Source organism: Shewanella oncorhynchi, from assembly GCF_012584455.1.
In the GTDB taxonomy this organism is placed as follows: domain Bacteria; phylum Pseudomonadota; class Gammaproteobacteria; order Enterobacterales; family Shewanellaceae; genus Shewanella; species Shewanella oncorhynchi.
This window is the reverse complement of the sequence record NZ_JABAEB010000003.1, coordinates 399,863-415,152: the sequence shown is the minus strand read 5'-3', so window position 1 is coordinate 415,152 and position 15,290 is coordinate 399,863. Positions and strand designations below refer to the sequence as shown.

General features: G+C 45.1%; 16 protein-coding genes. 5 read left to right on the top strand and 11 right to left on the bottom strand.

Features of this window, described 5'->3' with window-relative positions; genetic code table 11:
* Nucleotides 1–5: 5 nt before the first annotated feature.
* Nucleotides 6–989 (bottom strand): phenylalanine--tRNA ligase subunit alpha, encoded by a 984-nt coding sequence (gene pheS / locus HGO26_RS06490; protein WP_168824032.1) that lies wholly within the window; start codon nucleotides 987–989, stop codon nucleotides 6–8.
* A 469-nt stretch (nucleotides 990–1,458) separates the two neighbouring features.
* On the opposite strand from pheS, the gene HGO26_RS06485 reads away from it, so the two are divergent.
* The gene (locus tag HGO26_RS06485; protein WP_105253108.1) at nucleotides 1,459–2,979 is read left to right on the top strand and encodes a methyl-accepting chemotaxis protein; all 1,521 of its coding nucleotides are present in this window, start codon (nucleotides 1,459–1,461) and stop codon (nucleotides 2,977–2,979) included.
* 172 nt (nucleotides 2,980–3,151) lie between these two features.
* Here the strand turns inward: HGO26_RS06485 and HGO26_RS06480 are convergent, their stop codons facing one another.
* Both HGO26_RS06480 and HGO26_RS06475 read right to left on the bottom strand, forming a co-directional pair.
* Entirely contained in the window at nucleotides 3,152–3,592 is a 441-nt protein-coding gene (locus HGO26_RS06480; protein ID WP_028760190.1) for a YcgN family cysteine cluster protein, read from the bottom strand.
* 143 nt (nucleotides 3,593–3,735) lie between these two features.
* A complete protein-coding gene (locus HGO26_RS06475; protein WP_028760191.1) occupies nucleotides 3,736–4,014 on the bottom strand; it encodes a YcgL domain-containing protein in 279 nt (92 codons plus the stop codon).
* Nucleotides 4,015–4,136: 122 nt separating this feature from the next.
* Here HGO26_RS06475 and minC point away from each other — a divergent pair, with 122 nt between their 5' ends.
* The 3 genes from minC to minE are packed head-to-tail and all read left to right on the top strand — an operon-like array spanning nucleotide 4,137 to nucleotide 5,899.
* Nucleotides 4,137–4,802 carry a septum site-determining protein MinC gene (gene minC, locus HGO26_RS06470; RefSeq protein WP_168824030.1) on the top strand — a complete coding sequence of 222 codons (666 nt, stop codon included), beginning with the start codon at nucleotides 4,137–4,139 and terminating at the stop codon, nucleotides 4,800–4,802.
* 27 nt (nucleotides 4,803–4,829) lie between these two features.
* Complete coding sequence (minD, locus tag HGO26_RS06465) at nucleotides 4,830–5,639, top strand: septum site-determining protein MinD (protein ID WP_006086391.1); 810 nt, start codon at nucleotides 4,830–4,832, stop codon at nucleotides 5,637–5,639.
* Nucleotides 5,640–5,641: 2 nt separating this feature from the next.
* Complete coding sequence (gene minE, locus HGO26_RS06460) at nucleotides 5,642–5,899, top strand: cell division topological specificity factor MinE (RefSeq protein WP_028760193.1); 258 nt, start codon at nucleotides 5,642–5,644, stop codon at nucleotides 5,897–5,899.
* Between the two features lie 92 nt (nucleotides 5,900–5,991).
* Here the strand turns inward: minE and rnd are convergent, their stop codons facing one another.
* The 7 genes from rnd to tsaB form a co-directional block, all read right to left on the bottom strand.
* Entirely contained in the window at nucleotides 5,992–7,101 is a 1,110-nt protein-coding gene (gene rnd, locus HGO26_RS06455; protein ID WP_113939519.1) for a ribonuclease D, read from the bottom strand.
* Between the two features lie 70 nt (nucleotides 7,102–7,171).
* Nucleotides 7,172–8,845, bottom strand: coding sequence for a long-chain-fatty-acid--CoA ligase FadD (gene fadD / locus HGO26_RS06450; RefSeq protein WP_028760195.1), 1,674 nt, complete (start codon nucleotides 8,843–8,845; stop codon nucleotides 7,172–7,174).
* A 204-nt stretch (nucleotides 8,846–9,049) separates the two neighbouring features.
* A complete protein-coding gene (locus HGO26_RS06445) occupies nucleotides 9,050–9,913 on the bottom strand; it encodes an alpha/beta fold hydrolase (RefSeq protein WP_168824028.1) in 864 nt (287 codons plus the stop codon).
* Nucleotides 9,914–9,934: 21 nt separating this feature from the next.
* Nucleotides 9,935–10,747, bottom strand: a complete 813-nt coding sequence (locus tag HGO26_RS06440) for a class I SAM-dependent methyltransferase (protein ID WP_168824026.1) — start codon at nucleotides 10,745–10,747, stop codon at nucleotides 9,935–9,937.
* A 210-nt stretch (nucleotides 10,748–10,957) separates the two neighbouring features.
* Nucleotides 10,958–11,686, bottom strand: coding sequence for a M50 family metallopeptidase (locus HGO26_RS06435; RefSeq protein ID WP_168824024.1), 729 nt, complete (start codon nucleotides 11,684–11,686; stop codon nucleotides 10,958–10,960).
* Nucleotides 11,679–11,993, bottom strand: coding sequence for a hypothetical protein (locus HGO26_RS06430; protein WP_168824022.1), 315 nt, complete (start codon nucleotides 11,991–11,993; stop codon nucleotides 11,679–11,681). The genes HGO26_RS06435 and HGO26_RS06430 overlap by 8 nt, the downstream gene beginning before the upstream one ends.
* A gap of 106 nt (nucleotides 11,994–12,099) precedes the next feature.
* Nucleotides 12,100–12,813, bottom strand: coding sequence for a tRNA (adenosine(37)-N6)-threonylcarbamoyltransferase complex dimerization subunit type 1 TsaB (gene tsaB, locus HGO26_RS06425; RefSeq protein ID WP_168824019.1), 714 nt, complete (start codon nucleotides 12,811–12,813; stop codon nucleotides 12,100–12,102).
* 351 nt (nucleotides 12,814–13,164) lie between these two features.
* Between tsaB and hemB the strand changes: the two genes are divergently transcribed.
* Nucleotides 13,165–14,148: a porphobilinogen synthase gene (gene hemB / locus HGO26_RS06420; protein ID WP_028760201.1), complete on the top strand. Its 984-nt coding sequence runs from the start codon at nucleotides 13,165–13,167 to the stop codon at nucleotides 14,146–14,148.
* A 154-nt stretch (nucleotides 14,149–14,302) separates the two neighbouring features.
* Here the strand turns inward: hemB and HGO26_RS06415 are convergent, their stop codons facing one another.
* A complete protein-coding gene (locus HGO26_RS06415; protein WP_168824017.1) occupies nucleotides 14,303–15,208 on the bottom strand; it encodes a bifunctional methionine sulfoxide reductase B/A protein in 906 nt (301 codons plus the stop codon).
* Between the last annotated feature and the right edge of the window lie 82 nt (nucleotides 15,209–15,290).

Here is a 15,290-nt window from a genome sequence, read left to right as displayed (position 1 = left end):
CTCCGTTATTTAAATTGCTTCAGGAAACGTAGGTCGTTTTCGAAAAACGCACGTAAATCGTTTACGCCGTAACGCAACATAGTTAAGCGCTCGACACCCATACCAAAAGCAAAACCAGAGTATTTTTCTGGATCTATGCCAACGCTGCGCAGCACATTCGGATGTACCATACCGCAGCCAAGCACTTCTAGCCATTTACCATTTTTGCCCATCACGTCCACTTCCGCTGAAGGTTCAGTGAATGGGAAGTAAGATGGACGGAAACGCACTTGCAGATCTTCTTCGAAGAAATTACGCAGGAAGTCATGCAAAATGCCTTTCAATTCAGCAAAGTTAACATGCTCATCAACCAACAACCCTTCCACTTGGTGAAACATAGGCGTGTGAGTTTGGTCGTAATCGTTACGATAAACACGACCAGGAGAAATAATGCGTAATGGTGGCTTTTCAGTTTCCATAGTACGGATTTGCACGCCCGAAGTTTGGGTACGCAGCATCAGTTTAGGATTGAAATAAAAGGTATCATGATCAGCACGCGCAGGATGGTGCTCAGAGATATTCAGTGCGTCGAAATTGTGGAAATCATCTTCAATTTCAGGCCCCTGCTTTACCGAGAACCCTAATTCCCCGAAAAAGGTTTCGATACGCTCAATGGTTCGAGTCACAGGATGTAAGCCACCGATCTCTTGGGTGCGGCCTGGCAAAGTCACATCAATCTTTTCGGCGATTAATTTGGCTTCCAATTCCGAACTTTTCAGACCATCGATACGCTCAGTTAATTTTTGTTGAATCGCCTGTTTAGCATCATTGACCGCTTGGCCAAAGACTGGCTTTTCTTCAGGGCTTAAGCTACCCATCATTTTCATCATGTCGGTGATCTTACCTTTCTTACCAAGGTAATCGACACGGATATCATCCAGTGCTTTTAGATCACTGGCCTGGTCAATAATGACTAAGGCTTGTTCTACGATCTCAGTTAACTGCTGCATTTTCTCTTCCACTGCATAGTCGCGCTTGATAAACAAGTGCTATGGGCGCCAAACTTTCAGGCTATTTGGGTGCTCAGGTTATCGGGCGTTAATGCCAGACGCTTTGCTAGCTATAACGAAATAAAAGGATAGAAATTTTACGCGAGCGAGCGGCATATTACTAGGGCTTATTGGGGGTTTTTATCATGCAAATTCATGTGTTACCCCAGTTTGGAGCCTGAGTTTTACTCAAGGGGAAACCCAAACCTCGATTCTGACGTAAACAACTTCCGCTTTCAGCCACTAGCAGCATTTGCAACTAAATTGTAAACTCACACCTGCACCTTGCCAAAGTTGCAACAAACAACACAATAATGACTGCAATTAGACTACATTAACCATATAAATTATTACAAAACAGAAAACTATAAAGTCTATGGCAAACTGACCGATATAAATTCGGTTCATGGCCCATTTTATCGAGGCATTCATGAAAGAAGTAAAATTTCGCTGGATAGATCAATATCTTATCCATATGACCTTAAAAACTAAATTCGCTATTCTCTCTATCGTTCCCATGTTAATGATTGTCGGACTGGCGCTTTTCCTAGATAACCAATCCCAGCAAACCTTAATTCAAGGACAGCTCAACAGTTTGCAAAATGCTTCACAACAAATTAACCAAGTCACTGGCAGCTTATATAACAAACTACCAGAGCAAGAACGCCAAACTATCCTTAATCAACTTAGTCGCGAAATTGAAGGTAATGTCAGCATTGTTTCGGTAAATGAAGCCGATAGCAAAGCCCAATCCATCGCTCGCAGTGGCGGTGGTATCGATGATAGCGGTAAGCAACCTAGAGCTGTGAGTCGGGTTAACGATCAAAACCTGATCACGATTATTCCCCTAGACAGCAAAGAAATTGATGCCTTGCTCGCCAACGATAACCTACTGGTTTATGGCCTAATGGCGGCACTCTTGTTTGTGCTATTTTTGTTCAGCTATTACATTTCAACCTTCGTAGGCGGCGCACTTTATACGACGGTGATGGCATTAAAACGGGCCGCATCGGGTGATTTAACGGGGCGTTTAAACTTCTTCGAAGTGAAGGACGAGTTCAGTATCTTAGCCATCAGCATAGATACCTTAGTAGAACGTCAACATACCTTAGTAAAGCAAATCGCAGAATCGACCGCTAAAATACGCGAAGTTGTATCATCGTTTCGTAGCACTGCGCAGCAAGGTCAATCCTTGGCGGTAAACCAGAGACAACATCTGGACTCCTTAGCGACGGCAATGGAAGAAATGACCGCCGCAGTGAAAGAAGTTGCCCGCAATGCCGAACAATCCTCAGCCGAAACCCAAGAAGCCAATCAACAGGTTAGCGCGGGCGGGAAAGATATTGAAACCACAGTCAAAGCTATTGACGTGTTATCGGATGAGATCTCCGCGGCCTCAAATGCGGTGGGTGTACTCAATGACAACGCCAGTAAAATTGATGAAGTGGTATCAACCATTAATGCGATTTCCCAGCAAACTAACCTACTGGCCCTCAACGCGGCGATTGAAGCGGCACGCGCAGGTGAACAAGGTCGTGGCTTTGCCGTGGTGGCCGATGAGGTACGTACTTTAGCGGGGAGAACTCAGGCCGCAACGGTTGAAATCAAAACCATGATCGAATCACTTCAATCGGGTACTCGCAATCTGACACAAGTGATGTCACGTACTGTGAATCAAGCTAATGAAGGTAAACAACACGTACTGCAAACGGGTAAAGACTTAGAGTTTATCGCCCACCACAGCAACAAAGTGTTTGAAATGAGTGTGCTAATTGCGACCTCGGCCGAAGAGCAATCGGCAGTGGCCAACGAGATTGCGACTAACTTAATGGAAATTCGCAACCAATCACACGATGTGGAGCAATCGGCCAACCAGTCGGTTTCAGGTTGTGATGAGCTGCAAGCAACAGCTGGTCAACTTGATCAGTTGATGGTGGGATTAAAAATCTAGTCGAGCATTATTTGATGGAATTTAAATTCACTTAACACCCAAAATGCACAAGGGAGCGAATCGCTCCCTTGTTGTTTTCATTCTGACGGTCACGTTCCAATCAACAAGTGTCGTTTCAATTAATAAGTTAATTTTCAATCGATAACGCTACAGCAAAATGAATTCACGTCTGTTAATCAACGTCTTTAAGTGGCCATAGCACGATATGATCTTCAATATCCTTCACGCGTCTTTCATCCACCACCTTGCCTTGGATCGACATACCCGCTAAATGCATCGCTTCTTTGGAGCCTGTGAGCAGCGGATGCCAACTCGGTAGCTCACGCCCTGCCGCTAGGCGGCGATAGGCACAACTGTCGGGCAACCAAGTTAACTCATGGATATTATCAATCGTGATCACTGTACATTGGGGGACATAGGTGAAACGGTCACTGTAATGCTGACAGCCTGCCGTTTGATGATCGAGCAAAAGGCAAGCTGCATTGGTGTAATACAAGTCTTCGGTTTCATCATCTATCAACTTGTTTAAACAACATTTACCACAACCGTCACACAGGGATTCCCACTCGGTTGTGCTCATCTGCGCTAATGTTTTACTCTGCCAAAATGCCATGATTAACTGTATCTTCTTAATAAAAAACCCGCTCAATGCGGGCTATTTTACACTAATTTGTCGTCAGATACGCAATGCCACTGAGATTAACGAGTGTGGTTTGACGCGCCAGAGCTCATTAGCAGCGTCTTGATGCTACCTGGTTAATCTTTGATCCCAAGGCTCAACTTATGCTCAGCCAATAAATTCACCTGAGGTGGTGGAATTTGTAAATAAAAGCCATTTTCTGCCATTGCTGCTCTGACTTTATGTATATCTGCCATTCCTAACGCGTCGCGTTTAGCGATAGGAAACACCATCACCAACTTTGGCACGCCAAACATTTCCATCAAAGGCACTGGAACATCGTCAAAACAATCTCTTTTCTTCACAAATAAATAAGTATCAGCCTTTCGGCTACTTTTATAAACGGCACATAGCATAAGAATCAAATATCCAATAGTTCAAACTTGCCAGTCAATGGGGCACACTATAACATGGTCGCCTAGTAATTTAATTGTAAAATCAGCGAACCGACTGATGATTTCTGGAGAATAGTGCCGGGATGTCAAAACCTAGCTTAGAGTTAAAAGGCGCTTCTTTTACTCTTTCAGTGCTTCATATTAATAGCAGCGATTTACAAGCTGTCATGACTGAATTAGACCATAAGTTGGCACAGGCCCCTCAGTTTTTTCTGGGTGCTCCTTTAGTCGTCAATCTGAGTGCCATTCAGCACGACAGCTTGAATTTAAGTGCGTTAAAGGATCTGCTGATCTCACGTCAATTAGTGATTGTTGGCATAACGGGCGCGACAACCGTACTCAGTAAACAAGCAAAAGACTTAGGCCTTGCCATAGTCAAAGCGGGAAAACAGAGTAATACCCCGCCGCCAGCCCCACGCCAAACTAAGATAGTGAAGCAAAATATTCGTTCAGGCCAACAAGTCTACGCAAAAAATGGTGATTTAATCATATTTGGTGCGGTAGGCAATGGCGCAGAAGTCATCGCAGATGGTAGCATTCATATCTATGGCGCATTACGAGGGAAAGCCATGGCAGGCGCCGCGGGCGATACCAGCGCCGTTATCATTGCCCACTCTCTGGAGGCCGAACTCGTTTCAATAGCAGGGCAATATTGGCTCGCTGAAAATCTACAACAACATAGCTCAGATAAAAGCGGCTGCATTCGCCTAAACGGTGAGTCGCTTATGGTTGAATCATTGCCCCTCTAAATGGCAGAACAAAGGATAGAGAGAAACATGGCACAAATTATTGTTGTCACTTCAGGTAAAGGCGGCGTAGGTAAAACCACATCGAGTGCTGCAATTGCGACCGGTCTTGCCATGCAAGGACACAAGACAGTCGTTATTGATTTCGATATAGGTTTACGAAACTTAGACTTGATCATGGGTTGCGAGCGTCGTGTTGTTTATGACTTCGTTAATGTGATCAATGGTGAAGCCAATTTAAATCAAGCGCTGATCAAAGATAAACGCTGCGATAAGTTATTCGTTTTACCCGCTTCACAGACCCGTGATAAAGATGCACTGACCAAAGAAGGCGTCGGCCGTGTTCTAGACGATTTGGCCAAAGACTTTGAGTTTATTCTGTGTGACTCTCCCGCAGGGATTGAGCAAGGCGCTATGATGGCATTGTATTTTGCCGATATCGCCATTGTGACCACGAACCCAGAAGTCAGCTCAGTGCGCGACTCAGACCGTATTTTAGGTATGTTGCAAAGCAAATCACGCCGCGCAGAACTGAATCTAGAGCCGATAAAAGAATATTTACTCTTGACTCGCTATTCACCGAGCCGTGTAAAATCGGGCGAAATGTTAAGTGTCGACGATGTTCAAGAAATTCTGGCCATTGAGTTACTCGGCGTTATTCCTGAGTCACAATCTGTACTTAAAGCCTCTAACTCAGGCGTACCTGTGATTATCGACCAAGAAAGTGATGCAGGTTTAGCCTACAGTGACACAGTCGCACGCTTACTGGGTGAAGATGTACCAGTACGCTTTATTACGGAAGAAAAGAAAGGTTTCTTACAACGGATATTTGGTAGCTAATTATGTCTTTACTCGACTATTTCAAAAGCAAGAAAAAGCCTAGCACTGCGGTAATGGCAAAAGAGCGCCTACAGATCATCGTGGCTCATCAACGTGGACAAAGGGACACTCCCGATTATTTCCCACAGATGAAACAAGAGATCATTGCCGTTATTCGCAAATATGTGCCGATTTCTGATGATCAAGTTTCTGTGCAGTTAGATCAAAACGACGCCAACCTGTCGGTACTCGAGCTTAACGTCACTTTGCCTGACAGATAAGTCGATGACACAAAAAATGTCATCTTCAATTGAAGATGACATTTTGATGTGGATGTTTTTCAGCAATGGATTCAAGTACGAAATATTAAGCACTAGACCTCAAGCTTTGCTAAAGCCTCAGTTGCCAATTCCCCTCGCCAACCGCATAACACTGCCGGTAAATCCCCTTGTTGCTTATCCCAACGCCATTGCAAAAACTCATGGATATGACGTTTAGAACCGAGCATTTCCTGCGGCACATCATGCTTTTCGCATAATTCGACCAAACAGCTTTTAATCGCTTTAAAGGCCGATTTGTAGCCTGATTTTAACGCCAATACATCCACTAACTCGGGTAAATTAACCAAATCCGCAGTTTGTAGCACACGTAATAAATCTTTGCCGTGAATGCGTTTTTCCTGTTCGGTCAAGTCATTGAGCTTAAACAAATCAGCCGAAGTTTTAGGTTGCTTCTTCGCTAATGCAATAAGACCATGATCTTTGATCACAAAACCTAAGGCTAAATCACGGACTAAGGCTTTTTCAAGGCGCCATTTGGCGAGCACTTTAAGGTAAGCCAATTGAATTTCAGTGAGTTGAAAAGCATTTTTCACTTTCAAATAGGCTGTATCGAGATCAGGATCGGCAAGCCTGCCCTGAGTCATCCTTTCCCCTTCCTCGTATAACCAAGCTAAACGCCCTTGGGCGCTGAGTTTCGCTTCCAGTTGAGGATAGAGCTGATACAAATACAGGACGTCATTGGCGGCGTAGCTTAACTGGGCTTCCGTTAAAGGACGACGGATCCAATCTGTACGCGACTCACCTTTATCGATCACTTCACCAAGGCAAGTTTCAACTAACTTGGCATAACCCACCCCATGACCCATACCACACAAAGAGGCGGCAATTTGGCTATCAAACAAAGGCGTAGGCTGACATTTACCGTAGTGCGCAAAAACTTCTAAGTCTTCACTGCAGGAATGCACTAGCTTAACGATATTCGGGTCCGATAACAGCGCCCAAAACTGGGCTAAATCAGGTAAAGCCACCGGATCAATCAAAGCTAAGGTTTTACCATCATAGGCTTGGATCAAACCTAACTTGGCATAATAAGTACGAGTACGAACAAACTCGGTATCTAACACGAGTATCTTACTCTGTTTATATTGGGCAACGAGGGCATTAAGGCTTACTTCATCACTCACATATTGAAACGCTGACAAATTCTTCTCCAGATCCTGTGGGTCAATCACAGTCCATAAAAACAAAAGCCGGCAAATGCCGGCTTCAATCTTACGCGCGCTTAGCTTCGTCTCTAAGCTCTCGTCGCAAGATTTTACCCACGTTGGTTTTAGGTAACTCGTCCCTAAATTCTACCAGCTTCGGCACTTTATATCCCGTTAAATGAATACGGCAGTGCTTAATGATGTCTTCAGCGGTTAAAGATTTATCTTTTGCCACCACAAATACCTTCACTAACTCGCCACTGGCGTCGTTTGGCACACCAACAGCAGCCACTTCAATCACTTTTGGATGAAGTGCGACCACTTCTTCGACTTCGTTAGGGAATACGTTAAAACCTGAGACTAAGATCATATCCTTCTTACGGTCGACAATATAGAAGAAACCTTTCTCATCCATGTAACCAATATCGCCCGTGGCTAACCAGCCGTCAGTGTCGATCACTTTGGCGGTTTCTTCAGGACGTTGCCAATAGCCTTTCATCACCTGAGGACCTTTACCAAACAGCTCGCCGGTTTCGCCTTGGGCTAATACCTTGCCGTCATCATTACGGATTTGGATCAGTGTCGAAGGTGCAGGAAAACCAATTGAACCGTTATAACCGTCTAAGTTATATGGACAACAGGTTAATAAGGGTGAGGCTTCCGTCAGACCATAACCTTCAAGTAAACGGGTTTTAGTAATAGTTTGCCATTTATCCGCCACGGCTTTTTGTACCGCCATGCCGCCACCGATAGAGAGTTTTAAGCGTGAGAAATCCAACTGGGAAAAATCATCACTGTTCACTAAAGCGTTAAATAAGGTATTTACCCCAGTTAATGCGGTGAAAGGATACTTTTTCAACTCAGCCACAAATCCTGGGATATCGCGAGGATTGGTGATGAGTAAATTCTGACTACCTTTGTGCAAAAACAGCAGGCAATTCACGGTCAAGGCGAAGATGTGGTACAGCGGCAAGGCCGTTACGACAAACTCACTGCCATCGTTTAAAGCGGGAGAATATGCACCATCGGCCTGCAATACGTTTGCGACAATATTACCATGGGTCAACATAGCGCCTTTAGAGACCCCAGTGGTACCACCTGTGTATTGTAAAAATGCTAGATCATCGTTAGTGACTTCAGGTTTGATGTATTGCATGCGACGACCCGTTGATAAGGTATCGCGCATTGATAAGGCATGGGGTAAATCGTATTTTGGCACTAACTTCTTGATGTACTTCACCACAAAGTTCACTAAGGTGCGTTTTGGTGCACTTAATTGATCACCTAAACTGGTGATAATCACGCTTTCAACGGGAGTTTGATCGACCACTTCTTCTAAAGTGCGGGCGAAGTTTGACACCACCACAATGGCTTTGGCGCCAGAGTCAATCAACTGATGTTTAAGCTCGCGCGGTGTATAAAGTGGGTTAACGTTAACAACCACCATACCTGCACGCAAAACACCAAACAGTGCAATGGGATACTGCAACAGGTTTGGCATCATCAAGGCGACACGGTCGCCCTTTTCAAGCTTTAATTCATTTTGTAAATACGCAGCGAATGCTCGGCTGCGTTCTTCCAATTTACGATAGGTTAGCGTGGCACCCATGTTGATAAATGCAGGTTGATCTTCATACTTAGCCACCGCTGTCTCGAACATATCGACAAGCGATGAGTATTGTTCCACATTAATTTCAGCAGGCACATCTTCTGGCAAATGATTAATCCAAGGCTGATCCACTACTCTCTCCTAAATCCCCACAACTGCGGAAACAATATCCATACAAGCGTCAAGACTCGATAAATACCGAGTTAAAATACCGGCTTACATTTTATAGTTATTGATTTACTCGTCATAAATCATACGAGCGTTTTAATTTTGATCATCATCACATAAAAAAAACAAAAAACCTAGCGTCTTTTTTATACCCATATAAGCAACCTATTAAACGAATTTGCGGATCAAACGTGCAACGCCTTCGGCATTGTCCATATGCACATGATGATCGCCCTCAATTATGTGTTCAGACAAATGCTTGAACCACGTTCTGGCCTTAGGTATCGCGCTCTGCAACTGGCTAAATCCCTGTTTGCCACAAATTAATAAGGTTTCGACATTGATGTCCTGCATCAAGGCATCAACTTGGGCGAAGGTTAATCGTTGGGGTGAATCTAATCTTAATCGAGGATCACTACGCCAACCTATGCCATCACCTTCGGGCTGCATATTACGATCGAGCAACAAACGACACCAAGGTTCGGCAAGTCCTGTTAAATGTGCCCTCGCCCGCACCGCAGTATCTATACTGTCGTAAATCTTTGCCTGCCCATGCTTCTGAGTTAAATACTTCTCATGCTGATAGAAGCTTTTTTTCAATCGCGCCTTAGCTTGCGTTGGCAACTCAGACAAGGGGCTTAACGCTTCAATCAATACCAGCTTGTTAACCTTTTCGGGAAATGTCGCCGTGTAAGCTGAGGCGATTATACCGCCAAGCGAATGCCCAATCATTGCCGCTGGCTTTTGCGGTAATGCCGTTAACAACGCGTCTAAATCATACAAATAATCAATCCAATGCAGCGGATAGTGTCCCGGCCTATGTGCAGAAAAGCCGTGTCCTGGCCAATCAATAGCGAGCACTTGATAATCGAGTAAATGCGCTGTTAAAGGTTCAAAACTGTTGGCGTTATCTAACCAACCATGTAAGGCAAGCAATAAAGGTTTATCCTTCGCCCCCCATAATCGGCCCGCGACCGTAATATGAGGTAATACAAATTCGATTTGATTTTTGGGGGCGAAAGATTGCCACATAATGCCTCTGATGTCAGGTAATTAAGATGATTTTTTGACAAATTTAAGTGTCATACGGTCACTTTCACCGATCGCTTGGTATTTTTCTTTATCGGTATCACCCAAGGCAAAAGAGGGCGGTAGCGTCCAAACACCTTTGGCGTAATCTTTCGTATCTTTGGGGTTCGCATTGATTTCTGCACTTTCAACTAAGGTAAAACCTGCTTTTTTGGCTAAAGCAACCATAGCCGCTTGATCCATATAGCCAGTGCTGAAGTTCATTCCTTCGTTAGCTCTATGCTCTACCACGCCAAAGATACCGCCGTACTTCAACACTTTATAAGACGCGGCAAACACGTTTTCCAGCTGATCTGTCGATGCCCAGTTATGTAGATTTCGGAAGGTTAATACCAGATCAGCACTACCGTCAGCACCTAAATCCATCTTATGTGGAGGATCGAAGGTAACAATCTTAGCATTGCCCATGACGTCTTTATTGGCCGTCATCCACGTAGCATACTTAGTACCCGCGTTCGCGCGATAACGATTTCCGGGAGTATCTGTTGCAGGAGCTGTTTCGAAACTGGCTGCGATATATTGGCCCTCTTTAGCAAGATAAGGCCCTAATATTTCACTGTACCAGCCATTACCCGGCCAGAGTTCAATCACAGTCTGTTTTGGGGTAATGCCAAAAAAAGTTAAGGTTTCAGCGGGATGACGATAAACGTCACGACTGGCATTTTTAGCCTGACGAAAATCGCTTTTTAAGACTTTATCTAAGCTTTCATCGGCATAGGTAACACTCGAACATAAACCAGCAAGCAGCAGACTGGCAACTAAGGTGACTTTTTTCATTGTAATTCTCCATGGATACCGAAGGCTTAACCTAGCAGCCAATGGCCAAAAATCCAAGGAATAGAAGTCGGAAAACTAAGCTTTGAGTGACATAAGTGGTTATGGCTCAAAGTGATGAGCAAAATCACCTTTACCTAAATCAACAAAGTTCAAAGCAGAAAAAAGATGGGAAAAACACTAGACGACTGAGGCATTAAACAAGCTTGAGAACTAACGACTTGCAGCATTATCTACGCGGCGCCACGCAAAATACAAAGCGCAGGCACTGGTTAATAACCATAATCCCACCCAAATCCACACGGGGATCCAAGAACGCTCGGCCAACATCACTGCATCACCTTGACCATCAAGCCCGAGCAACACAGTCGGACTCGCAAGTGCATTAAGCATGATCATCAAGCCAATAATACGCAAAAACTGAGTCAATATTTTGTTTTGACTGAGTTTAAGCGGTAACAACAAAATAATAGTCAGCACAGCTAAAATCACTAACGTGAGAATATCCCTGCCCCAAAGCAAGCCGCTTAGCACGACTAAGGCACCTAGCAAGGCAAAACTCACGCGGATCCCCTTTGGCCAAGTCGCTAATAAATAGATTAAATATCCCCAACAGGCTGCGCCAAAATACCCAGCAAAGCCAATAAACATCGGCGAGCCGCCTTGGCTAAAACAAAATCCTGCGCCGTTTGGAAACAACTGAATATGGCTGACCACGCCCGAGCTTAAAATCGTTGCAATGCCATGGGACAGTTCATGAAAATAGCTTTCAAGCCATTTAAACGGCACGCTCAAATAGGGAATTCGAGTTATCAATAAAGCTAAAACTAGCTCGATAATAAACAAACCACGGCTTGGCACACCGCTTGTGGCTAAGCCTGTCAGTTTAGAAGAGGAAAATCGCGAGGTTGAACTAGAAGACGTTTTTTGATGCTCAAGCATACAAGTCCACACCCACCATTTGCTGAATTTCATCGCGTTTGGCGGCATGTTGGGTTTGTAAATATTGGGCAATCGCTCCCTGATGGCCGCGAGTATCTTGCTCATACTCGAGGTGCGCACCAAGCCTTGACTGTAAATTTCCCGCTGCGTTTTTACTTTTAGGCTGAGTTTCTAAACTAAGGGCTTCGACGGCATCTTGCTCAATCACTGGGCGTGACGATTCAGGCGCAGTCAGCCCCTGAGCGATAGCGGGTCTATTACTCGCTACGGCATTCGTCAAACTCATTTGATTCACATTAACTTGCATCAAGAAGCCTTAAGTTTGCACTATCCATCGTTAAGCCATTCATCGTAAAGAATGCTTAGCATTAATTGCCTGAGATTCTATCGCAGATACTCAGGCAAAGAACAGCTTATTCACGACCGGGTAACTTTTTCCATGTGACTGTATCACGTAAGTACACAGGTTCAAGCTCATCGACCGAGGTTGTCAGTCCAGCTTTTATGCCTGCTTCAGCCAATATCAGCATAGCCTTTGCATCGGGATATTTCACGGCCTCGAGAGCTAAAATCCCCTTGCCGAGTGCCAGCAAATCGGGATAAGCATCAAAACCTGTGCCGCAGCCCACAATTGGCGCTTGAGTATCGAGCTGAAGTTGTACGTCCGCAGGTGAACTGACCACTTCTTTACCGACAAGCGTTGCAATACCGTCAACGGCCACAAACTGGCCCCAATACACTTCCCCCATGCGCGCATCAATGGCGCACAAAACTTGCTCGGCTTGATGCTGGCTAATCGCCATTTGTGCCATTGCCGCTAAGGTTGAAATACCAATCACAGGCAAATCTAACCCCAGTGCCAGACCTTGCGTCATGCTAGTGCAGATACGGATCCCCGTAAAACTGCCAGGGCCTCGTCCGTAAGCAATCGCAGTCACTTTATCTAAGCGAATGCCCGCTTGCTTGAGCACTGAATCGACCATAGGCAGCAGACGTTGACTGTGTTCACGCGGTGCATCGGCAAGTTCAGCATACATCTGACCTTGGTATTGCAGCGCAGCTGAGCAGGATTCGGTACAAGTGTCTAAGGCAAGAATACAAGCAGAGTGTTCGTGTGTTATTGTCATTTCAAAACCGGATTAGCGGGCAAGATTTCGCATCAAATTTACATAATCTGTATTGCGCGAATATGCCATGAGAAAACTGGCGCAAATAATAACATCAAATGCCCGAAAACAAAGGGCTAAGCAAGCAACTCAGCTAAAATAGCGCCCGCATGATATTCAGTCGCAAATCTGGACGAGATGGATTTATGTGATCTAAGTCAATGATCAATAAACTCATTAATGAATATAGCTCGCTTGGGGAAACTTTTTCAACTTTGATTGTCAGAGCACAAAAGTAAGGGACGAATTTATCCCTTGCTATTCCCTTAGTATTGTACGATTGCTTTAACCCGCCTTCGATAAGGACATTTCATGTTAAACACGCCTCCATTGCGTCGCTTAAGACGCTTACGTAATTCAGAAGCAATGCGCGATCTGCTGCGCGAAACCCATATTTCACTGAGCGATCTTATCCATCCCCTGTTCATTGAAGAGCACATCACCCATGCCGTGCCCATCTCCACGCTACCTGGCATCAGCCGCTTACCTGAGAGCGCACTGGCGGATGAAGTTCGCGAGCTTTATGCCCTCGGGATCCGCTATGTGATGCCCTTTGGGATTTCCCACACTAAGGATGATAAGGGCAGCGATACATGGGACGACAATGGTTTACTCGCCCGTATGGTGCGCACCATTAAAGCTACCGTGCCTGAGATGATGGTGATCCCCGACATTTGTTTTTGTGAATACACAGATCACGGCCATTGCGGCGTAGTTCACAATAATGAAGTCTGCAACGACCTCACAGTCGAAAATTTAGTTAAGCAATCGATAACAGCCGCCAAAGCGGGCGCTGATATGTTAGCACCATCGGCCATGATGGACGGTCAAGTAAAAGCCATTCGCCAAGGGCTCGATGCCGCAGGTTTTGAACATGTGGCGATTCTGGCCCACTCGGCAAAATTCGCCTCTTCCTTCTACGGTCCTTTTAGAGCCGCGGTCGATTGTGAACTCAGTGGAAATCGCAAGGGATATCAACTGGATTATGCTAATGGTCGTCAAGCCCTGTTAGAAGCCTCATTAGATGAAGCCGAAGGCGCCGATATCCTGATGGTTAAACCCGGCACACCCTACTTAGATGTGCTCAGCCGTTTAAGACAAGAAACCCACTTACCACTCGCCGCCTATCAAGTCGGCGGTGAATATGCGGGCATTAAATTTGCCGCCCTTGCGGGCGCGTTGGATGAGCGTGCGGTGGTGACTGAAACGTTTATCGGCTTAAAGCGGGCGGGTGCAGATTTGATTGTCAGCTATTACACCAAACAATACGCCCAATGGTTAACTGAAAGCCGATAGTTGCGTCGGTAGCGAATCAAAAGTTACGCTAATCGTTAAACCCAAGCTAAGCGGCTTGTTAAGAGAACAACTAGGTTTTGCACTTTAGAAACCCCATAAAAAACGCCACCTTTATCGGTGGCGTCTTTGTATTTAACACCCTGTGCTAAATCGCTTAAGCCTTCTGCAATCTTGTAAACAAGGCTTTCACTTTTTCGACTTTAGGACGCACGACCATCTGACAATAGGGCTGCTCACCGTGTAAAGCGAAGTAGTCGTTGTGATAATTTTCAGCGGGATAAAAAGTATCAAATGCTGAAACTTGGGTCACTATCGGCGCATCAAAAACCTTGGCTGCTGCTAACTGAGTCAGCATAGCGGTAGTTTGCTCTATCTGCTCAGCATTATGGGTAAACACCACGGAGCGATATTGTGGCCCCTTATCATTACCTTGGCGATTAAGCGTGGTCGGATCATGGCTCTCAAAAAAGACCTGTAATAACGTCGTAAAATCAATTTCCTCAGGGTTGAACTCGATATGCACAACCTCTGCATGGCCGGTTTGGCCCGAGCAAACAGATTTATAATCGGCATCATGGGCATCACCGCCAGCATAGCCAGAAGTGACATTCACCACGCCCTTTAGGCTTTTAAAAATCGCTTCGACGCACCAAAAACACCCAGCACCAAAAGTCGCAAAGTGATTCGGTGCTTGTTCAACAGCATCATCCATCCCTTTGAACACCATAGAAACTGAGTTAACACAGTGACGGATATTGTTAGGTGTTAACATTTCACCTTCAAAGACATGCCCCAAGTGACCGCTGCACTGGCTACAAACAATTTCAGTTCTGCGGCCGTCAGCGTCTATATGGCGGGTTACAGCGCCGGCAATTTCATCATCGAAGGCAGGCCAGCCACAATGGGCATTAAATTTATGCTCAGAGCGATACAAGGGGGCATGGCATTTTTTGCATAAATACAAACCCTTAGCATCGTGCTCATAATACTCACCACTAAAGGGGCGTTCAGTGCCTTTCTCTTCGATAACATAGCGTTCAAAATCGGTCAGTTTATTCATATTAATGCCCTTTCGACTCACGTCGTTGTGTATTTCGATATTCTTTGATTAAGAAGCTGATTTATAAGGAAGCCAACATAAG